At 44.4% G+C, this 21,527-nt stretch carries 18 protein-coding genes; 10 read left to right on the top strand and 8 right to left on the bottom strand.

The window, feature by feature from the left end; all coding sequences use genetic code 11:
• Positions 1-82 precede the first annotated feature (82 nt).
• Complete coding sequence (gene gpmI / locus H6F98_RS23200) at positions 83-1,681, bottom strand: 2,3-bisphosphoglycerate-independent phosphoglycerate mutase (RefSeq protein ID WP_192221079.1); 1,599 nt, start codon at positions 1,679-1,681, stop codon at positions 83-85.
• Between the two features lie 504 nt (positions 1,682-2,185).
• Here gpmI and H6F98_RS23195 point away from each other — a divergent pair.
• Positions 2,186-4,621 (top strand): ATP-binding protein, encoded by a 2,436-nt coding sequence (locus H6F98_RS23195; protein WP_192221078.1) that lies wholly within the window; start codon positions 2,186-2,188, stop codon positions 4,619-4,621.
• A 93-nt stretch (positions 4,622-4,714) separates the two neighbouring features.
• Here H6F98_RS23195 and H6F98_RS23190 read toward each other — a convergent pair whose 3' ends face one another.
• The gene (locus H6F98_RS23190; RefSeq protein WP_192221077.1) at positions 4,715-6,412 is read right to left on the bottom strand and encodes an ABC-F family ATP-binding cassette domain-containing protein; all 1,698 of its coding nucleotides are present in this window, start codon (positions 6,410-6,412) and stop codon (positions 4,715-4,717) included.
• A gap of 323 nt (positions 6,413-6,735) precedes the next feature.
• The gene (locus tag H6F98_RS23185; RefSeq protein WP_192221076.1) at positions 6,736-7,608 is read right to left on the bottom strand and encodes a cyanophycinase; all 873 of its coding nucleotides are present in this window, start codon (positions 7,606-7,608) and stop codon (positions 6,736-6,738) included.
• A 379-nt stretch (positions 7,609-7,987) separates the two neighbouring features.
• Here H6F98_RS23185 and psbU point away from each other — a divergent pair, with 379 nt between their 5' ends.
• Both psbU and nadB read left to right on the top strand, forming a co-directional pair.
• A complete protein-coding gene (gene psbU, locus H6F98_RS23180) occupies positions 7,988-8,443 on the top strand; it encodes a photosystem II complex extrinsic protein PsbU (protein WP_192221075.1) in 456 nt (151 codons plus the stop codon).
• A gap of 218 nt (positions 8,444-8,661) precedes the next feature.
• Positions 8,662-10,431 (top strand): L-aspartate oxidase, encoded by a 1,770-nt coding sequence (gene nadB / locus H6F98_RS23175; RefSeq protein WP_192221074.1) that lies wholly within the window; start codon positions 8,662-8,664, stop codon positions 10,429-10,431.
• Positions 10,432-10,565: 134 nt separating this feature from the next.
• Here nadB and H6F98_RS23170 read toward each other — a convergent pair whose 3' ends face one another.
• Positions 10,566-10,817: a hypothetical protein gene (locus H6F98_RS23170; protein WP_192221073.1), complete on the bottom strand. Its 252-nt coding sequence runs from the start codon at positions 10,815-10,817 to the stop codon at positions 10,566-10,568.
• Positions 10,818-12,149: 1,332 nt separating this feature from the next.
• Here H6F98_RS23170 and H6F98_RS23165 point away from each other — a divergent pair.
• Complete coding sequence (locus H6F98_RS23165) at positions 12,150-13,718, top strand: PAS domain S-box protein (RefSeq protein ID WP_192221072.1); 1,569 nt, start codon at positions 12,150-12,152, stop codon at positions 13,716-13,718.
• A gap of 227 nt (positions 13,719-13,945) precedes the next feature.
• Here H6F98_RS23165 and H6F98_RS23160 read toward each other — a convergent pair whose 3' ends face one another.
• Both H6F98_RS23160 and H6F98_RS23155 read right to left on the bottom strand, forming a co-directional pair.
• Entirely contained in the window at positions 13,946-14,320 is a 375-nt protein-coding gene (locus H6F98_RS23160) for a DUF1823 family protein (RefSeq protein WP_192221071.1), read from the bottom strand.
• Between the two features lie 39 nt (positions 14,321-14,359).
• Positions 14,360-14,956, bottom strand: a complete 597-nt coding sequence (locus H6F98_RS23155) for a type II CAAX prenyl endopeptidase Rce1 family protein (protein WP_313929926.1) — start codon at positions 14,954-14,956, stop codon at positions 14,360-14,362.
• A 174-nt stretch (positions 14,957-15,130) separates the two neighbouring features.
• Between H6F98_RS23155 and H6F98_RS23150 the strand changes: the two genes are divergently transcribed.
• Together H6F98_RS23150 and H6F98_RS23145 are read left to right on the top strand one after the other, a co-directional pair.
• A complete protein-coding gene (locus H6F98_RS23150) occupies positions 15,131-16,054 on the top strand; it encodes a DMT family transporter (protein ID WP_192221070.1) in 924 nt (307 codons plus the stop codon).
• A gap of 86 nt (positions 16,055-16,140) precedes the next feature.
• Positions 16,141-17,004 carry a Uma2 family endonuclease gene (locus H6F98_RS23145; protein WP_192221069.1) on the top strand — a complete coding sequence of 288 codons (864 nt, stop codon included), beginning with the start codon at positions 16,141-16,143 and terminating at the stop codon, positions 17,002-17,004.
• A gap of 2 nt (positions 17,005-17,006) precedes the next feature.
• Here the strand turns inward: H6F98_RS23145 and H6F98_RS23140 are convergent, their stop codons facing one another.
• On the bottom strand, positions 17,007-17,258 hold the full coding sequence (locus H6F98_RS23140; protein ID WP_192221068.1) for a hypothetical protein: 252 nt from the start codon (positions 17,256-17,258) through the stop codon (positions 17,007-17,009).
• Here H6F98_RS23140 and H6F98_RS23135 point away from each other — a divergent pair.
• From H6F98_RS23135 to H6F98_RS23120, 4 genes are all read left to right on the top strand, one after another.
• A complete protein-coding gene (locus tag H6F98_RS23135; protein WP_192221067.1) occupies positions 17,247-17,963 on the top strand; it encodes a hypothetical protein in 717 nt (238 codons plus the stop codon). The genes H6F98_RS23140 and H6F98_RS23135 overlap by 12 nt on opposite strands.
• A gap of 345 nt (positions 17,964-18,308) precedes the next feature.
• On the top strand, positions 18,309-18,755 hold the full coding sequence (locus H6F98_RS23130) for a hypothetical protein (RefSeq protein WP_192221066.1): 447 nt from the start codon (positions 18,309-18,311) through the stop codon (positions 18,753-18,755).
• Positions 18,756-19,203: 448 nt separating this feature from the next.
• The gene (locus tag H6F98_RS23125; protein ID WP_192221065.1) at positions 19,204-20,151 is read left to right on the top strand and encodes a DUF5996 family protein; all 948 of its coding nucleotides are present in this window, start codon (positions 19,204-19,206) and stop codon (positions 20,149-20,151) included.
• A gap of 275 nt (positions 20,152-20,426) precedes the next feature.
• Positions 20,427-21,215 (top strand): DUF928 domain-containing protein, encoded by a 789-nt coding sequence (locus H6F98_RS23120; protein ID WP_206759670.1) that lies wholly within the window; start codon positions 20,427-20,429, stop codon positions 21,213-21,215.
• Positions 21,216-21,229: 14 nt separating this feature from the next.
• Here H6F98_RS23120 and H6F98_RS23115 read toward each other — a convergent pair whose 3' ends face one another.
• Positions 21,230-21,376, bottom strand: a complete 147-nt coding sequence (locus H6F98_RS23115) for a hypothetical protein (RefSeq protein ID WP_192221063.1) — start codon at positions 21,374-21,376, stop codon at positions 21,230-21,232.
• Between the last annotated feature and the right edge of the window lie 151 nt (positions 21,377-21,527).

Here is a 21,527-nt window from a genome sequence, read left to right as displayed (position 1 = left end):
GAAATGACACGAAAGGTGTGCCTAGTCCAAAAGTGAAAATCTCGATAATAGCTAAATGCTAGCAGCTAACCACTCCCTTTCGTTAGAGAGAGACGCGCACGGGTGTTCGATTCGCCCGGACTTCAAACTCAGTGGGTTGAAGAAGCGATCGCCCAGTCATCTCGATTGGCTGCGACAGTCTTAAGATTTCTAGAATCGTCGGTGCGAGATCCGCCAGACATCCGTCGCTGCGTAGAACAACATCCGTACCATGTCCCGGGATTTTCAATCCTTCCCCTTCCACCAAAATAAAAGGTACAGGATTAGTTGTGTGAGCTGTCCAAGGGCGACCTTCCTCATCGAACATATATTCAGCATTGCCATGGTCAGCCGTAATCAAAGCCGTACCACCAGCTTTGTTAATGCTTTCGATTAGCCGTCCCAGACATCGATCTACAGTTTCAACAGCTTGAACACAAGCCTCCATGTTACCCGTGTGACCCACCATATCTGTGTTGGCGTAATTGATCACAATCAGGGAGTAAATGCGTTTTTCAATGGCGGCAATGACTACATCTGTCACTGCTACGGCTGACATGGCAGGTGCCCGATCATAAGTCGGTACCATTGGACTTTGAACGAGTTCCCGATCTTCGCCATCAAAGGGCAATTCTAAGCCACCATTGAAAAAGTAGGTAACGTGGGCGTATTTCTCAGTTTCAGCGGTACGAAATTGGAGTAAACCGTTCCTCGCAATCACTTCCCCCAGAATGTTATCCAAGTTCTGAGGCTCAAACGCTACTAAGACAGGGAATGATGGTTCGTACTGAGTAAAGGTTGCAAACGTTAGAGGTTGAATTTGAACCCGATCAAAACCATTAAACGCTGGGTCAACCAAAGCTTGTGTTAACTGTCGTGCGCGATCGGGACGGAAGTTAAAGAAGATGACACCATCTCCCGGTTCTAAAGCCCCAGGAGCAATTCGTGTTGGCTGGACAAACTCGTCTGTGATATCTGACTCATAGGCTGCCTTTAAGACCTCAATGACTGAACGACCGTCCCCAGAACCATCCTGGGTCATGACATCATAGGCTTGCTTGACGCGATCCCAGCGTTTATCTCGATCCATCGCATAGTAGCGACCACTGAGGGTGACAATGCGCCCAACACCAATCTTATCAATGTGATCCTGAATCTTTTGAATCGCCGCAACGCCATCAGTCGGTCGAGTATCACGACCATCTGTAATCGCGTGAATACAGACATCCGACAGTTCTTGAGACTTAGCAAAATCTAGTAAGCCAAGCAGATGATCGAGATGAGAATGCACCCCACCTTCAGAACATAAGCCTACTAGGTGAAGCTTACTACCTCGGCTCCGAACGTCCTGACATACTTGCACCAAGGCAGTGTTTTCTCTCAACGTGCCGTCTTCCACAGCATCAGAAATGCGAACTAGTTCTTGTGGTACCACGCGCCCAGCGCCAATGTTTAGGTGACCCACTTCTGAGTTACCCATTTGACCTTCTGGTAGCCCCACGTCTTTCCCAGAAGTCCGAATCAAGGTACTAGGGTAGGCAGCCCAAAGGCTGTCCATTACGGGTGTATTGGCGGCGGCAAGGGCATTTCCTTCAGTTGCCTCGCGGTAGCCCCAGCCGTCTAAGATGACTAGCACCACGGGAGAGACAGGTGCTTGCGCCATAGTATTGCCCTTTACTCATAGATGAATTTCACCGCAATGATATCCCATCAGAGCCGATATTCACTGCTGAATTTGCTTTTACTTTGAGTTTCTAACTTTAGAGAGAACAGATAGCCTGCATTTCAGGTTCCATAGGGTTGTGCGCCATTATGCTCCTGAGCTTCACTCGCTAGTTATTGACAATATCCTCAATTAATGAGATTGGGAGGCTGAAATAACTTCATCAACTCTTTTATTCTTCAGCCGCAGTAATTATAGGGAATATATTGCACAGAATATTTTGTGCTGAAGGCGATCGCACTTTTATTCGTTGCCTTTCTCCTGACTTCTCATAAGTAGTTTTTTTCTGCTAGAGGCAGTCAAGAGCATCTCTTAATTTACTAGTGGTGGCAGTCTCTGTAGTTTTGGGTCGAACTGTTACTCATCCGGAGGCTTCGGGAACCCTTGAGTATAGTTACAAGCGAGAACTCGTCAACAAGAATTCAGCAGAAGGGGGAGTCAGACATGGCATACATAGCATACCTAAACTCTATTAAAGATGAGTTAGAGAGTACTGGCAGAGACCGGAAGAGTTTGCGGGTTAAGACTATCCTGAAGCAGTTCGGCTACCTCCGCAGAAGTCAGGCATTCGTGGATGATTTTAATGCCGCCCTTGATACTGTGGGGCTTTGTGCAACGCCTGTGTTTGATATCTATTTGCCATTGGATGCTAGAGTATCCATCTCTATCAAGGGAGCCTCTACGTCTCAAACGGACAGAGTAAACCTGCCCGATCTATCGGAAGTGAAGCCACTGGAACCAATTCAGGTTAAGCATGATTTCTTCTACTACCTGTTTGATTTTGGTTCTGAGCAGGAATATGAGCGATTCCAGGCATGTCTAGACTCAAACCAACCCGTTGGAATTTTCCTTGTACCACTCGAAGAAGACTTTTTCTCCGACATTGTGGTAAAAATCCTGACCTATGAACTGCTCAGGAAATATCAGTACAGAAGCATAAGAGCAGATCTTAAAACCTCTAACCTTTCATTTGACACAACCATACAGTCAGATACCACCAGTCGCCTTGACTTGCAAAGTTTACTATTTGACTCAATTATTTTCCACTTTGCTCGATCAACAATGAGCAATGCAATTCTCGGTACGACTGGCTTCGAGCTACTGGACTCGGAAAAGTTTGATGAGAAGTTTGAGCAGCTCTCGCTATATACAAATAAGTATAACCCTAAGCAGTTCTTCATCCTATTTCACTGTCCGCCAGAGTTTGAGATTAGAGCGCAGCAAAGAGATGACCTATTTGGGCACCTCGTAGACAGGGTTGCGAGCCAAATTCCTTTTACCTTTACTCTCAGATGCAAGTACCCAAACGAGCGGTTAATTCAGGAACTAGAAGACATCTTTGCCCACTTCCGTCTGCTTATGGAAGTTCCGAAGTATGACTTTGAGGAAGATAATATATCGCTACTGAACTACTTCTTGGAACTTCAAAAAGCTCAGGTTCAAGCTGAAGCACAGTTGCTCCTTAGGATGAAGCCTGAATATTTCGGTATCCTAACCTGGGGACACGAAAGTGACGAGCATATCTATCTCAAGTACTTCGCTATTCGTACTCTTGAGATCTTGGGATATGACTTATCACATATCTGGTGTGAAGTTCAAATTACTTCTGAACAGGCGGAAAACGAAGAAGTATCAGTAAGTCAGGAGGATGATATAAGAAGACGACCGGATGTTTATGTTGAGAACAGAGTTATTGTTGAGGTGGAGACGTTAAAAGGCAAAGGATTTGCTGGCGAGAATGTTTTCTTTGATCTAATTAACAGGATTTTGAAAAAATCAGCAGGGTGGCCTGATCAACTTGAGAGTGTATGGTTGGTACTTCCTGGATTTGAGATTGCTCGCAACTACTACCAACTCAAAAAGATAAAAGAAATCCTGGAACAGCAATTGAATCAAGAGTTTGGCGGCTCTTTCCAACTCTTAATAATGACCCCAGACTATGAAAACCACCAGTTAATCGCAGTATCATTCAAAGCTATTGAGTACCCTTCTTTTAAATACATTCCTTCATTACCTCCACCATCTCCACCTGTTATCGAGCCAACCCAGCCTAATTTTAGCCATGTTAAGGGGTTGAAGGAAGAAAAAGAGAAGCTGAGCAAGCTCTTAAAGCTTCAGTCTAAAGGTCTAAAAAGTGGAATTGGAGGCATCTTATTCTTCGGGCTTCCTGGATGTGGCAAAACTCTGTTGGCAAAGGCGTTTGCTAATGAGTCTGGGAGATACTTCTTCAACTTTTCCCCTGCTGATATTCAAAGCGTGTGGATTGGTCAGAGCCAGAAAAACATCAGAGATATCTTCGCGCAAGCCAAAAAGAAGGCTCCTTCTGTCCTGTTCATTGATGAGCTAGACAGTATTGGTTTCAGTCGTAGTGAGATGCACGCACATACTGATCAAAAAGCAACAATCAATCAACTTTTGATTGAGCTGAATAATATCGGAGATAGCGATGTTGTTGTGATTGCAGCTACCAATTATCTAAGCGGGATAGACAGTGCTTTGAAACGTTCTGGACGATTGGACTGGAAGATTCCTGTCTTTCCACCCAATCAAGCGGAAAGAAAAGACTTGTTTGAATACTACCTATCACAATTTAGCAACATCAATCTGAAGCTTGTTAACTTCGATATCTTGGCAGAGAAAAGTTCAAGATTCACCTCGTCTGACATTCAACTGGTGTGTAGGGAGGTTAGAAATGCAATATTGCTGGAAGAGATGACTTCTGAGCTGACAACTTCAGACATAATTACTTATATCAGTAACATCCAGGATGGGGGGCTGACGCTTAATGAAGATCAGGTTATGGACTTTCTAGATGAATGCAAGCGGTTGAGTGTAAAGAGTTCTAAAATCGATGCACTTAAAGCAGAGTGGGATATGTGATACTACTGGGTTAGCTACCAATAAAACTTGTAGAGACGTTTCGCCGGAACGTCTCTACGACTATAACGGTCAGCACAGGAGAACGCTAATTGTTTATTGACGTTTGGCGGCAGATTTCTTGGCGGCTTTTGCAGCTTTCTTGGCGGCTTTATCGGCTGCGATCGCTTCTTGTCTTGCTTGCTCTTTCTCCTCGGCAATCTTATCTAGGTAGTAATGGTAATCTCCCAAATAGGTGCGAAATTCTCCATCTCGGATTTCAACAATTTTGTTGGCAACCTGGGAGATGAAATAGCGATCGTGGGAGACAATGATTACCGTGCCATCATAGTTCTGGATTGCTTCTTCCAGCATTTCTTTAGCTGGAATATCCAAATGATTGGTCGGCTCATCCAAGATAAGTAAATTGGCAGGACGTAAGAGCATCTTAGCTAGAGCTAGACGCGCTTTTTCACCACCACTTAGGGACTCAACTTTTTTAAATACAGTCTCGCCGCTAAATAGGAAACGTCCTAGTAAAGTGCGGACTTCTTCGTTTTTCCAGTCGGGTACTTCATCATGGATCGTTTGCATGACTGTTCGGCTCAAATCTAGGGCTTCTGCCTGATTCTGCTCGAAGTAGCCAGGGATGACTTGATGGTGTCCCAATTCGACAGTGCCTTCGGTAGGTTGCTCCATACCCATCATTAAGTGGAGTAGGGTGGATTTTCCAGCACCATTGGGGCCTAGGAAGGCAATGCGATCGCCTCGTTCAATCAGCAAATCTGCTCCTAAAAACAGAATCTTCTCCCCGTAGGTATGCACTAAATCTTTAATTACCACCACCTCACGACCGCTACGAGGCGCGGGAGGGAAGCGGAAATGGAGGGTTCTTAATCCACCTGTTGGCGCTTCGATTCGTTCAATTTTGTCTAATTGCTTCTCACGGCTTTTGGCTTGGGTACTACGGGTGGCACTGGCTCGAAATCGCTCAACAAACGCTTGTTGCTTGTCCAGTTCTTTCTGCTGACGTTCATAAGCACTTAATTGTGCTTCCTGCGCTTCCGCTTTTTGTTGCAGATAGGCGGAGTAGTTACCTAAGTAAGTACTAGAGACACCACGTTCAGTTTCTACAATCTGAGTGCAGAGACGGTCAAGAAACTCCCGGTCATGCGAGACGATGACCATCGGGGTTTTTAACCCTTTGAGGTAAGTTTCTAGCCATTCGATCGTTTCTAAATCTAAATGGTTAGTTGGCTCGTCCAGCAGTAACAAATCGGGTTTTTGCAGCAGGATTTTGCCTAAACTCATCCGCATCTGCCAGCCACCACTAAAGGCACTCACAAGGCGATCGCCATCTTCTGCCTCAAATCCCATTTCGGGTAAGATTTTCTCGATTTGCGACTCTAAACCATAGCCGTCCAAGCCCTCAAACTGTCGCTGCAAGCGGTCTAGCTTGTGAATGAGTTGGTCGAGTTTTTCTGGATCAGCCGTTTCCATGTCTCGCTGCACCTGCGCTAGTGAGTGCTGCACTTGGTTAGCTTCTTTAAAGACTGTCCAAAATTCTTCCCTAACGGTACGGGTGGGATCGACTTCAAATTCTTGAGTGAGGTAGGCGATGTGCAAACTCCCAGGACGAATCACCTCCCCAGCCGTCGGTTCAATCTCCCCCGCAATAATTTTGAGTTGCGTGGATTTGCCTGCACCATTGACCCCAACAAGACCAATGCGATCGCCTGGTTTGACTTCCCAGTTGACATCCTTAAGAACTTCGCCAGTCGGGTAAATTTTACTGATATGTTCGAGTCGCAGCATCAAAAGTCTCCAGGACAGGTGTAGGGGAGATGATAGCGATATACGAAGCTAGAGTCGCAGATTGCTTAATATCCGAGTTAATCGTAACAAAATTTAATTACGGATTGGGCGATGGGTCAGATTGAGTTGTCGTGTCCATCACCTACAGTCTATTGATTGAGGTTGGTGCGTTTGTGAATTAAGAATGCGATCGCCTATTCTGAACAAACCTAATTTCAAGCTAAAGGGCTTGGCATTGCCAAGCCCTTTAGAGTATTGAAGTGCGTAAGTCGTGCCTTTTTATTCTTCCGGACGCTAAATCACTAGTATGAGGGAACTAGACCTTAACTAGCGGATTCTACTAATGGCATCTGCTCGGATGCATTCTGCGTTTGATTTGTATTAGCAGCGTCGTCTTCAAGAATCGGTTTGCGAGTGCTTAAATCAAATCGATAGCCATGGGGAAGGATATGAAGCTTAACGCCGCAAAGTGCCAAGTCCTCATCTTTCAAAATCTGCCCAAGATTAGTATGTGTAATATCTGAGACATCAATAACAGTAACAGCACCTTCTCCAATCACTTCAAGCTGATTGTTGTTCACGACAATCGCTGTATTCTCGTCAATACCAAATCCTAAAACTACTGGCTGCTGTGCCACGGCTGAGAGTAAACGTCCTATCCGTCCACGCTGTGCGAAATGTTGATCGATTACCACACCCGGTAGAAAAGCCATTCCAGGCTCCATTGTCACGATTTCTACACGAGGATTGGTTTCACCGTCTCCTTCAACAATCATCATATCGGGCATCATCGCTGCACCTGCACTGGTACCGCCAATTACGATGCCTTCAGAAAACCGTTTGTGTAGAGCTTGATCAATCTCCGTATCTTTGAGAACACTAGTGATGCGAGCTTGATCACCACCTGTAAAAAAGACACCTGTTGCTTTTTCTATTGCTTCCAAAGCACTGGCATCAGTGGCATCTTCCCGATAAACGGTATCAACAATCCGAACATTCTCAACTCCCAGCCGCTCAAACACGCGAGTGTAGTTATCTCCCACTTCCCTCGGTAGTTCGGTTGCGACTGTCATTACAACGATTCGGGCTTGTAGTCCTCCGGAACGTCGAACAAACTCTCGAAGAATTGTGCAATCTCCTTCCTTGTCTTCCGCACCACCAATAATTACCAACTGCCCACTGCTATCAGTTGCCATATTCCCCTCGATTCTCTGCTAATAACTCCTATTAAGCCGGACATCATCTGGTTGTTCACACAGCCAAACGGTAGATTTTTATACAGAAATTAATAAACTGGCAAAAAAAGCCCCCTTCCGGTTTGGTAAAATCAAACTACGGTGAAATCCGCTCAAAGTAGGAATTTGACTCGCTTCCAAGGCTTTGCCAGTAACTAAATGGTTTGGCGAGTAGTCGCGTAAAATGAATCCTGTTGCGTGAGGGTGGATATAGCCACTGAATCGCTATGGGTTTTACGCCATATTCCATAAAATGAGATGATAGAAAACAAAAATTAAACTAATCGAAGAGAGGCACCTCTCTCTTCAGGCTGCGTTGTGTAGGTAAGGAGTTAAGTTGATGAAAAAGTTTGTTCGTCTCCTATCAGTCTTGTGCCTGTTAGTAGGCTGTCTAGGATGGTTTGGAATGTCTCAAAGTGCCTTGGCTTCGCCGACACCTTTGGTGTATGGAGCTTCTTTAAGTAATGTTACTTCGCCATCATTGCCAATTTTGGTCGCTGAGCTGAATCTGCGTAACACGGCTGATGACAAGCTGGCTACTGAATTTGGCAAGAAAATTGACTTGAACAACACCAATGTTCGAGCCTTTCGTAAGTATCCTGGGATGTACCCCACCCTCGCTAGCAAAGTTGTGGACAATGCTCCCTACAAGTCAGTTGAGGATGTTCTGGAAATCCCAGGATTAAGCACTCGCCAAAAAGAACTACTGCAAGCCAACCTTGAGAATTTTGCGATCACGAAGGTTGATACAACGTTTGTAGAAGGTGGCGATCGCTACAACAACGGCATCTATTAAACGCCTAGGCATTTAACTTGGCACTGTTCTTTCTAAAGCTTGTTTGTTAGTGTTCAAGAGCAACGGACTACAGAACGGCAGTCTAAAGCTAGAACCCTTGCAGACATAGCCACTTAAAAAACGCTAAAAGTTGACAAGTTATTACCCAACCCACCCCATCAAGGAGTGGGTTTTATTTATTAAAATTTATTAAATCCTTATCAGGAACTATATCAACGTTGACTCTGCTCCCGTCCGATTCTTCCCTTGAGCTAGATAGTCCTACCCAGTTTGACATCCTGGTAGTGGGTGCTGGTGCGGCTGGGCTTTATGCAGCGCTTTGTTTGCCAGATACGTTGCAGGTTGGTTTAATTACGAAAGACACTTTATCGACAGGTGCGAGTGATTGGGCACAAGGGGGTATTGCGGCTGTTATTGACCCCACTGACTCACTAGCATTGCATGTTGAGGATACGATACGGGCGGGTGCTGGTCTTTGTGACTTAGATGCTGTGAAGTTTCTGGTCGAATATGCCCCAGAGTGCATTCAGTCATTAGTAGACATGGGTGTTGCCTTTGACCGCAAGGAAAATCAGTTGGCTTTGACACTAGAAGCGGCTCACTCTCGTCCTCGTGTACTACATGCGGCTGATACCACAGGCCGAAAGGTCGTTAGCACGCTCACGTCTCAGGTGTTGCAACGCCAAAACATCACGGTTTTACAGCAAGCCTTTGCAGTATCGTTGTGGCTAAATTCCGAAACGGGTCGTTGTCAAGGGATAAGCCTAATCTACAACGGTCAAGTTAGTTGGGTACGAGCTGGGGCAGTAGTACTTGCAACAGGTGGAGGGGGACAGGTATTTGCTCAAACCACTAACCCAGAAGTAAGTACAGGAGATGGAGTTGCGATCGCATGGCGAGCCGGAGCTATCCTACAAGATTTAGAATTTGTCCAGTTTCATCCCACAGCTTTAACCAAACCCGGTGCCCCACGCTTTCTGATTAGTGAAGCGGTGCGAGGAGAAGGCGCTCACTTAGTCGATGCACAAGGACACCGATTTACCTTTGATTACCACCCAGATGGAGAACTTGCGCCAAGAGATATTGTCAGTCGGGCAATCTTTAGTCATTTGCAACGTCAAGCTGAGACTGCAAAAGAAGAGACTGCCGATACGAAAGAAAAAGCTCCCTTGTCCTCCTCTGTACTCCCTACTCCTCAATGTGTCTATCTAGACTTACAATCAATTCCTGCTGAGACAATTCGCTACCGATTTCCCAACATTATCCAAGTCTGTCAGCAGTGGGGAGTTGATATTTTCAATGAACCGATTCCCGTTGCACCTGCCGCTCACTACTGGATGGGTGGGATTACAACGGATTTGATGAACCGTACCTCAATTCCTGGTTTATATGCTGTTGGGGAAACCGCAAGCACAGGTGTTCATGGTGCAAATCGTCTTGCCAGCAATTCATTGCTAGAATGCATCGTCTTCGGTGCCCAGCTAGCAAGAATCACTCCTGATGAATTATCAATAACGAATCAGGAATCCTCCCTTCCCCATTCCCCATCCCCGGTTCCCAGTTTGGCAGTGCAAGACTGGGCAACTCAAATGGATAGAATGACTGCCCTGCGCTTCGAGTTACGACAACTCATGTGGCAAAGTGCGGGGATTTGTCGGCAACAGGATGTCTTGGAGAATGCGATCGCAACCTTAGATTCCCGAAGACAGGAATTTGCTGCTCTTCCCTTAAGCCAATACTTACTAAATTTAACCCCTGTCGATACGGTCAGATTTGACTTACCGGATGCTGACCGACAACTGCGACTTTGGGGAGAAACTTATAATTTACTCGACGTGGCGTGCTTAATTCTTAAAAGCGCTGCTTTTCGTACAGAAAGCCGAGGTGGACATTACCGACTGGACTATCCACAACCCGATCCCAACTGGCAAGTCCATACATTGGTGCAAAAGAAGCAGTGGTGGAAATCGTCACCAATAGGAATTTAATGATTAGACAGACAATCAGCAAGTAATCTAACCCTAATCCTAAAAAGGTAGTTCGTGTTTGGAGAACTATTGGAGGAAACAGAGTCTTGACGTATGTACTCACTGTTTTGTTCCACTAAAAAACAATTTTGTTTTTAACGAGTTCCAGAACCTCTAGTATTGTCTGGTCCACCATTATCGGGTGGGTTAAATTCTCCATTCAAACTGGAGAGATTAGCTCGCTTCAATGCTTGTAATGTGCTTCCATAAGAAGCGACAACTGATGAATTCGATGAACTCGAAGTTAAAGAACTAAGCTCTCCTTGAGCATCAATTAGCTTAGGAGCGAATAGCTGTAAACCAATTAGCAAAGTTGCAATGCTAGTGAGACGTAGGCAAAGACACATAACTGTAAATCAACTGTTCTAGGGTTCACATGTTCAGTATATTCAGTAAATTTACAAGTTGTAAGAGCATTTATGGAAGATTCACAACCCATTTACAGAAGGTTTATGAATCAGTAAATTAATAACTAATCTAGATAAAAACTAATCAGCGTCTGGTTTACAAGAAAACTTTATGAATTTATCGATTGAATTTACCGGAAGTTTATAGTTTATTTATAAAACCTTTGTCTACTCCTAAGTTGAAGATGCTCCAGCCAGGGTAAAAATTGGGTTCAAAATCAACACCCCAACCATTGAGCTAACGTGTTATCAAGGATTTAAGCCTTGTAATCAAATCAAGGTTACTTATTTATGTTTTGCTGATGAGCGTAGTACCAGTACCGTTTTTTGTCCTACGTGAATTGGCTAAATGTAATACTGTTTCCTGTTTTAACACCTGTGTATGACAGCGGTGATACCAAGCTTTTTTCAAAGAGACTGTTAATTTAGCGAGAGAAAAAAGCAAGGAATAATTAAGCTTTCACCTTTGTTCTATTGCCATTGTTCGGGGACAACAGGATACAACGTGGGAGGTGAGAGGGACGACTAGTAGTAAATCTCTAAAACTTCCAATTTAATACTTAAAGCAATCAATTTATAGCGACTTTTTTAGCTGACTGTAGAATTAGTAAAACACTTACTTCGGCTAATTTAGCTTTAATAGAAACCTAGCTTGTGAAAGCTCAAAAGTGTTTATGACAAGAACGTTTCGATGGGTAGCAAAAACTTGGCTTCAGTCAGAGCCTCTTAGTTTTCGGATGTATAATCCTTTCTTTGCAGAATTATCTCCCAAAAACTACATACAGATTTCGCTTTGCCTTCTCAACCTAAATCAGTTGAGCTTAAGTATCTAACTTAAATATATAAAACTAATATCTTTGATTAAAATTTCTAATATTGTGTTCCCAGACTGTAGACCGATAACTATACGTCATTTCAGGTTATCCAAACAAAAGCAATTTACAAAGGTCTAAGCCTGTCTGAGTAGAAGCTTGGACTCCCTGAATGAGGAGAGAAGGAAGTAGCCAACGTTCTTTATTACTCTCATAAAACTTAGTAAAAGGCAATAATGAGCTATAATGACAATCACTGGATGAAGCTCTCTTTTTCCTTGGTGTCGCAAGAAAGCCTCTCGCCAAATATTGCTCAACTAAGAAGAAACTGATTGGCTAATCAGCAAATTCATCAAAGATTTACAGACTATTTACAGAAGAGCTATATTAATATTAATTTCAATGTATTAAGTTAGATAAAATTGAGAAGTTTTATGGACTTAACTTAATGGGACATAAAATGGCTACTAGGGTAGTGACATTCAGGCTGCCAGAAGACCTGATACAAGCGATTACGTCTCAAGCTACTGCAACAGGTAAATGCAAAACTGCTGTGGTAATTGATGCGCTCAAGCAAGTGTTTGAATTACGAACGAGTACAGCAGCACCCACTTTAATAAAAAAGCTTCAAGAACAACAGGAGGCATTAAGCGAAGGGGTTGCTGGCTTGAATCAATCGTTGGTTGAGCTGAATCGAGGCACGCTGTCATACAACAGCGTTAATCGTATAGAGGAGTTAAATCATGATACGGTTGCTGGTCAAGCTTTCCTTGATGATGTCTTGTTACCACCCCAACAAGTGTCCCAAGCACAAAGTCTTAATGCGTCTGAGGATGTGACAGACGCTAGCAACGTTATCAGCCAAGAGTCAAAATCTGCTGAAGAGCAAAACGGTGGAGTTCATCAGGCTCTGCAAGTCCTAGCCGCAAAGGTTGAGCAGCGAGCGAGGATGCTCGAACAGGTTCTCTCTGCATCTGTAGATCATGTTTGTATGTATGACAGGTTAGGGCGGTACACCTATGCCAATCGTGCCTTCATGCAGTCATTCGGGTTAGAGCAGTCTGATCTGTATGGTAAGACTTGGCAGCAACTCGGCTTACCAGCAGATACAATGAAGCCTTTCGAGGCAAAACGTCAAATAGCCTTTGCGACAGGGCAGTCGATTGCGGAGGAAATTAGTCTGCCAACGGTTAATGGCGTTAGAGACTACGAGTACATTCTCAGCCCCATCAACACGCCTGACGGTAGTATTGAGGCAGTAGTATACACGGCTAGAGATATTACTGAGCGTAAGCAAGCTGAAGAGTTGCTACGAGAATCGGAAAAAAACTACCGCAACTTGTTTGAGTGGGCACACGATTCAATCTTTATCACCGATTCCTCAACCCAAGTCCTTTTGGATGTTAATGAGCATGGGGCACGACGATTAGGATATACCCGCAAGCAACTTTTGAGTTTACCGGCTGAGGTATTTAGTCCACCAATGGACCCTGAACACCGTGCAGACATACTTGAGCATTTGTGGAAGACAGGCAGCGTGACATTTGAGCACGTTCACCAGTGTAAGCAAGGCTCACAGATGCCAGTAGAAATTAGTAGTCGTGTGGTTGAATATGGAGGTCAGCTAGCAATTCAAAGCTTTGTTCGTGATATTACCCAGCGTAAACAGGCGGAAGAAAGAGCAGATTTGTATTGGGCAATTATTGCTCAATATAGCGAGGCGATGGCGATCCTTGATTTCAAAGGTCGCTACATTCAACAGAATCCTGCTCATTCCTTGCTACTGGGCTACAGTGATGATGAGCTTGCAAAACTTACCGCTGCTTTCCACTTAGGAGAAGAGGTGTTTGCGCTCATCCGGAAGGAGTTACTTAACAATGGTCGCTTTTGTGGTCAAGTCACCAGTTATACCAAGAGCGGACACTTACTAACGCTGGAACTGGAAACGTTTGTTGTCTGCAATGATACTGGTGAGCCTATCTACTATGTAGAAACTAAACGCAACCTCACTGACCACAAGCCATTTTAAGGAAAAGCGCTAAGTCCGATTCCAGCAAAATCCTGTAGAGTGAATAACTTCCAGGGTTTTAGCGATCGCTTTTTCACTATCTTCAGGGTCTACTCTACCTCAGTATCTATAGCTTTATCGCAGTTAGTGGTCAGCTATCAGCCATCAGCTTTTTTATTTTCCTGACTAGTCGCGCTTGTTTCACAGCTTTGAACTGTACCTCGTTTAGCTAAGAAACGTTATCGAACCTACTTTGTTAAGCCTTTCTCTTTCATGTAACTCAGTAACCAATTGGCGGCAGTAGCTCGACGAGTCTGTCGAGGGCCAAATTCTCCTATCTTGTACCCCTTAAAACCTAACTGCTCTTTCAGCAACTGCTTGTTTTCTTGGGGAATAGAGCGAGTCAGTTTCACTGTTGCAGGACGGCTTTCAATGAAATCTGGCGGTTCAGGATATGCCTCCTGCCAGTCAGGAGTAACCTCTGTAGCGTTCCATTTGGCGGCAACGGCATCGTAGTGATAACCCAGACAGTGCCAAACTAACTTGTTTACTGTGTCATCATCAATTTTTTCATTCAAAATTGCCCAAACTGTGTCGCTGGTTAGTGGTGGTAAATCAGGCATAGATTATTAGTTGTTGGTTGTTGGCTTCTATATTTAAGATTATTTTTGTACAACTTCATACAGTTTTCTATAACCACCCAGAAAGAGTAACCAGACAACAACAGCTAGCCAGTGAATGACAACAGGTGTCCAAAGGGAGCCACTTTGTAGGTAAGCAAGGCTACAGGTAATACCTAATAGTGTTGCTAAGAGTAAGAAAGCTGAATTAAAAAACGTCTCAAGTCCCTGTGAAAAAAAGCTCAAGGCATTGAGGGGGTGATAGACAACAAATATCACCAAACTTATAATTCCCCAGAGCCACAGCTTTGATATAGATACATGTTCAGTCGTCTGTGGGAGAAATAAAACACGGAAAAATAACTCTTCTGTTACTGCTGGGGTTATTAAAGAGGTAGCGATAATCCCAAGTCCTGTTTTCCAAGACGTTTTTAAAACCTCAACTTGCAGGAATCCCGAATGAAATCCGAGTGGCAAAGCAATTAGTGTAAAAAGCATTAGTAGCCCAAGTGTTTGTAGCCATGCCTCGGTTTCAGGAATCGTGGAGATAGCAGCATAAATGCGATCGCGTACTACGTGAATCACACTCAAGTTAGCAAAAATGTTGTCTTGGAACTGTTGCACCGTTACGATGTCCACGGGGATCGGGGGATGAGTGTTGAATAGGATGAACCAGGCTTAGAACAGCTTAGTGCAATGGATTGCCATGTAATATGCCAAGATGGGCAGTTTACTTGATGATGCATAGCTTAAGTCACTGCCAAGTCGATATGATGCTTCACGGTGGCTAATTAATTGATTTAAGGCAAAACATTGAGAATTCTCGATCAGCCACTGAAGTGGCAGGTGGGATTGATTCTAGTTGCTGGTGTCTTTGCGGTTTCGACAGCCGCAATTTTTATTCGGCTAGCCATCGCCTCTGCGGGTGTCAGTGGGGTAGGATTTAGCCTTTTTGTCTCTGCCTCACGTTTAGCGATCGCTTCTCTATTACTACTTCCTGCGTGGCGGAACCTCCAGCCAAGTCAACTCAGTCCGGGTGCATTGCGTTATGCGATCGCGGCGGGTATTTGTCTTGCTGTACACTTTGGCACTTGGATCACCTCACTGTCTTTCACCTCAATTGCCGTCTCTACTACTCTTGTTACAACTAATCCTGTTTGGGTTGCCTTATTTTCTTGGCTTTGGTTTAAGGAAAAACCAACCAAGCTAACGATTCTTGGGATTGGAGTTGCGTTTATGGGTGGTGTGCTGATTGCATCGGGGGATGTGGGGGTAGTTAGTGCGGCGACTAATCCGCTACTCGGTAACTTTCTTGCACTGGCAGGGGCTTGGATGGCAAGTTTGTATTTTCTCTTGGGACGTGAAGCGCAGCGGCGGGGTTTAGGCATTGGTAGTTATGTTGTTGTTGCCTACAGCACAGGAGCTTTGGTACTTTTGCCTCTACCGTTAATCTTTGGTACAAACTACAGTGGCTACCCAGTTGCGGTTTACCTCTACATCCTTCTAATGGCTGTTGCCTCACAAGTGGTAGGGCATACAACGTTAAATTGGTCGGTGCGCTGGATTTCTCCGACACTTGTTACGCTGGCGATTTTGTTTGAACCTGTTAGTTCTAGTTTTCTTGGCTATTTAATTTTTAATGAAGTGCCTGGATTGCTGGTACTAGTGGGTGCAATTGTGTTGTTGGGTGGAGTTGCGATCGCTGTTTTCGGAGCGAGGGAAAAATCTACGTCGTAATAAGCTAATGTGCCTTCAAATTGCCTGTAGGGAACAGGTCAAACGAGCGTGTACTGTTAGCATAGAGCCAGCATTCCCCAACCTCTATGTTTCCGTACAAATACCCCGTTCCTCAAACTGACCCGCCCTTGTCGCCTAGAGAAACGCTCCCTACGATGTATGATCTGCCTAGCGAAGATCCAGAGGAACCTGGTTTGCCTGACGAATTCCATGACTTGCAACCGCAATTATTAAGTCTCACGTTTTGCCCGCCAAACTATCCGGCTTCTCAAGTATTCAGCGCTAGTGACATGAACCTCTACTATGACGTGCGTCATGCTCAATGGTACAAGCGACCGGACTGGTTTGGCGTTGTAGGGGTACCCCGACTTTATGATGAAGTCGATATGCGCTTATCTTACGTCGTTTGGCAAGAGGGCATAAATCCTTATGTGATTGTGGAATTGCTTTCTCCAGGTACAGAGAAAGAAGACTTAGGGGAATTTGACGAGGAAAAACTGCCTCCTGAATCTAAGAAGGTTGCAGATAATGGGCAAACGATTGAACCTCAGAGTGAGGAGAAACCACCGCGAAAATGGGAGGTTTACGAGCAGATTTTACGGATTCCTTACTATGTAGTTTTTAGTCGTTATACCAATCAGTTACGAGCTTTTAAACTGGATGGGGCGCATTATCTAGAACTGGACTTACAGCAGTCGCAAGTGTGGATGCCGGAGTTAGAGTTGGGCTTAATGTTGTGGCAAGGGGAGTTTCAAGGAATCGAACGGTTGTGGTTGCGTTGCTATGATGCTCAAGGTAATTGGATTCCTACTGAAGCGGAACAGGAGAGACAGCGAGCCGAACAAGCTGAATCTAGGGCTGAAGAAGCGGAAGCTAGATTAGAGTCTTTACTTGAGCGACTTCGGAATTCGGGAATCGACCCTAATACGTTTTTGAGGGGTCAGAGCTAAGTTTAAGTTGGAAATTTGGGTAGTTCACAGCATCTCACTTCTCTTGCTGCCTCAGCTTTGGAAGTGTGGATTTCGATGAGGAGTGCGATCGCTTTTCGTGCTGCCTCAGCTTTGGAGGAGTAGACTTCGAGGAGGATAGTGCGCTCTTCTTGCGCCCATTGCAACAGATATTTTACAAAGCTAGTGTCTCCTTGGGCGCGGCGTTTCGATGCAGCAAATTTCTTGAACGTAAGGCTACTACAATGACCGAACATACTCCCTTTTTTCTAGATATCCCTCAATTTGCTTTTTTCAAGGATTTGGAAGCTGAGTTAGGCGTTACTCCAGCTTTCTTTAACGGTTTGCTGGAAGAAGATGATTGGTCGTTCGTTATAAAACTGCATTCGCTCATCGAAGCGGCAGCCACTCACCTGTTGGTTGAAGTTCTGGACAAACCGGAAGCGCGGGATGTTATAAGCTTTCTAGAACTGAGCAATTCTAGAACGGGTAAGATAGCTTTTTTGAATAGCATGGGTCTCTTGGAATCTAACTCCAAAAGATTTATTAAAACATTGTCTGAAGTCAGAAACAAACTCATTCACGACGTATCCAATGTTAATCTTAGCTTAGAGCAGTTTGTTGCTAATCTCCCAGATGCAGATGAGAAAGGATTGAATAAGAAAGGATTCAACAAAGCTTTCAAGTGGGGTCATACGGATGAAAGCAAAGTTCAGCCTCAAAAGGGTGAAGACCAGTATGATGTGCATGAACTCATCAAGCTCTTTGCAATCATTTGTATGAAATCTTCTCAGTATAAGATAGCTATTTGGTTGGGAAGCATCATTATTCTCAGGCAGTTTTACAATCAAGTGTCTCACAAACGATTTAAGAGCGAGTTACGGCAAGTTGATGACCGCCTGATAGAGTTATTCACCAATTTAGGCGAAAGGCTCAATGGTGAAAAAATTCGACGAGAGTAGCTGGTAAACCAATAAGCTATTACACCGCTATATCGGCTTGATAGTAAAAAAGTTAGCCAGTACGAAATATAAGCGTTTCTCAAGAGAATTTGAGATAACTAACTAAGTTCCTCACAACCAATCAATAGCGAAGAGGAGCAATTGTTCCCTGGTCTCCTGCATCTATTTCACTAACCTTTAGAGTTCCGGATTTAGATTACCAAGTGTGAATAGTGTTCCAGATACGAGTGTTAAACCGCACTGGGCAATTGAATAAATATTTAGGTCTGAGTAGAGTAGGTCGGTTGAGTCAGGGGAATTGAGCCAAAAATTCAGTCTGGCAGTTTAATGAAGGGAGGAATGACAGTGGCACGAATTAATGTGCTTGGTGGAGAAATTCCTGCGGGCAAGTGGGATACTAAGTTCTTGTTTATCGATGTTTTTCCTGAAGTAGTCACTAATGTTGGAAGTGAGTACAGGAAATTAGATCTGAATACTATCAAATCGGCAGAGATGGTTGACCAGGAACAGATCAAAAGTATTGCATCGTCCGCTGGTTGGGGAATCGCCACTGGGTTGGCTGCCGGACTCCTCACTGGTGGTCTAGGTCTCATCGCTGGCGGAGTAGCTGGAGCAATGGCTAAAGGGCAAAGAACTGAAATCACCTTTACGTGCGAACTTAATGATGGACGAAAATTTATCGCTGCCACAGATTCTCAAACCTGGAAAAAAATTACAGGTATCGTAATGACACCAGAAGATAAGAGGTTCAAGCGTGATGGATTGCCTACAGCAGAGATTGCCCACATCTAGTTTTAGAATTGTCTACGCTCTCGGCTCTCCCGTAGCTAGGGTGATAAACAAAGGTGATTAGTAATAAAACCTTTTAGGGTAAGGCCTCCAGGACAACATTTTTTGGGAAGCTATCACTAATAGGGGAGTTTCCACCATAAGTACGGGAGAGGCACCATTGCGGAACTTAGTTTTAGATACCGTCGGCACAATAAAAGAGCGCTCGCCTTCAAGCATCGAATGATTTAGTCCGACCATCATCCAAATGAGTCCTGAAGCGCGATCGCACTGACAGTTATTGACAAACCTTTACTGCTATTTGCACATATTGCTAGATATGCATACTATTTAATGTACTTGTCTATCTCAGTAAGCTGTAGCCTAGCTTTAACAGAGCATTGAGCTAATCCATACAGCCGTTTCCATCTGGTACTCTCCCTAATCTGAATTCCCACCGGAGGCTTGCATCATGGCAGATCCCGTTCATGGCACGCTCATTGATACTACCTGGCCGAGTCTGCCTCTTGCAGAGTGGCAAGACACTTATGAAACACTCCATATGTGGACTCAGATCGTTGGCAAAATCCGGCTAACGTTAGCTCCGAAAATTAATCATTGGTGGCATTCTACTTTGTATGTAACGCCGCGTGGACTGACAACCTCTTCAATCGCTTGTGGAACGCGCACGTTTGAGATTAGCTTCAATTTTCTCGAACACCAGTTACAAATCGACACCAGCGACGGCACAACCCGTAAAATTGCGCTTGTTCCCCGCTCTGTGGCGGAATTTTACCAAGAGCTGATGGAGACATTACGTTCGCTCAATATCAGTGTTCAGATTTGGACGATGCCGCAGGAAGTACAGGAACCTATCCCCTTTGAGCAGGACTACAAACATACCGCTTATGATCCAGAGTACGCACAGCGGTTTTGGCGTATTCTCCTGCAAGCAGACCGGATAATGACAACGTTCCGATCGCGTTTCATTGGTAAAAGCAGTCCTGTACACTTTTTTTGGGGCAGTTTTGACCTTGCCGTGACTCGCTTTTCTGGACGGCTTGCTCCAGAACATCCTGGTGGAGTTCCTAACATGGCAGATTGGGTAACACGAGAGGCGTATTCGCATGAAGTGAGTAGCTGTGGTTTCTGGCCAGGGGGTGGGGCAGTGATAGAACCTATTTTTTATGCTTACGCCTACCCTACACCGGAGGGATTTGCAGACTATCTCATCCAGCCAAAAGAAGCATTTTACAACTCTCAGATGGGAGAGTTTATCCTACCTTATGAAGTCGTGCAGCAAGCTGACAATCCTGATGAAGTTCTCCTTAGCTTCCTCCAAAGTACCTACGAGGCAGCAGCTAATTTAGGAAATTGGGATCGAGCCGTATTGGAGAGTACTCCAATTTTACAAACTTGACTTGGCTTCTATCCATAAAACTAGGTAAAGGTTTGCACAATTGCTCATACCACCACGTATATCTAACCCTTGTATTTCATTCAACTGAAAATTACTATAGATTTTGGATTTTGAGTCCTCGTTTTACAGACGTTGATTTACACTCTACCTACTCAACGGTTTTGAAATCCCTGCTGTACACAAAATAGCGTTACGTTAAAACTCTACTTTCGTCGAGTATTATTTGTTAGCTCTGATAATGGAGCATAAGTAACGCGCTGTAATCTAAAAAGACCATGGAAACTATGCTTTCTAAACATCTGCGAACACTGTCTTTTTCCTTAACAGTAGCGCTGGCGATGGGTATTCACCTACCAGCGCTGGGATATGTATCAGCCCAAAGGTTTTCTCCACAAGTTGAGCGGAACTCAGCAGTCTGGGTGGCAAGGCTAAGATTTAGGCTGCCAAACATCAAAGCTCCTCGTAACCGTACAGCAGGAGCCTCGCGTGGCGGTTGCAGTTCTGAAGTACAGCGCCCCGTTGCTTTATTACCCTCAACCCAAATTGGTTTGACAGTTGCAGCAAACCCAACGTTCTTTTTCCATATACCTCAACCGACGACTAAGGAGGTTGAATTCACCCTACAAGACTCAGATGATCAAGTAGTCTACGAAACAGCCGTAGACTTGTCTGATGTTCCAGGTATAGTTAGCGTGAGTCTTCCTAAGGAGAGTCTTGCTTCACCTTCACTAGAAGTTGGCAAAACTTATAAATGGAACTTTGCAATTGTTTGTGACCCAACTGACCGAGGTCAAGATATTGTTCTAGAAGGTTGGATTCAACGAAATGAGCTGACACCAACGCTTGCTAATGAGTTAGAGAAGGCAGCACCAAAAGATCGTCCTTCCATCTATGCTAATGCAGGTCTTTGGTATGACACTGTAACTAGTCTCGTACAGCTTCGTGAGGCAAATCCCAATGATCCACAACTAGCAGAAGACTGGACAGCTCTCTTGCAGTCGATTGGTTTAGATGCGATCGCACAAGCCCCACTAGTCGGTTCAGTCACAACTATTAGAAATTAAGTAGAACTCTGTTTTTACACCTGCCTAATCGTCAATGAAGCGATCGCATCTATCAAATCGCTCAACTTACTGTGTCCAGTTTGGGAAATAATCTTTATACCAGTAATCGAGATCACACTTTCTAGCTGTCTTGCCTCACTGGGTTGAATTATTGCAATCACAAGAAAAGCCTATCACTTTCACAGGTCGAACAGGACTCAATCACTTTCAATCAGGGAGTTTCGCCAGATATTGAACTGGTTGAGTTTAAGAGTACATCCTTCATAAGGTGGAAGACAAATAGCTCAACTGTGGTTCTTGGTTAGAGCCTTT

Origin of the sequence: Microcoleus sp. FACHB-SPT15 (assembly GCF_014849525.1) — a bacterium.
Lineage (GTDB): Bacteria > Cyanobacteriota > Cyanobacteriia > Cyanobacteriales > Coleofasciculaceae > Symplocastrum > Symplocastrum torsivum.
This window is presented reverse-complemented; position numbering and strand designations above follow the sequence as displayed.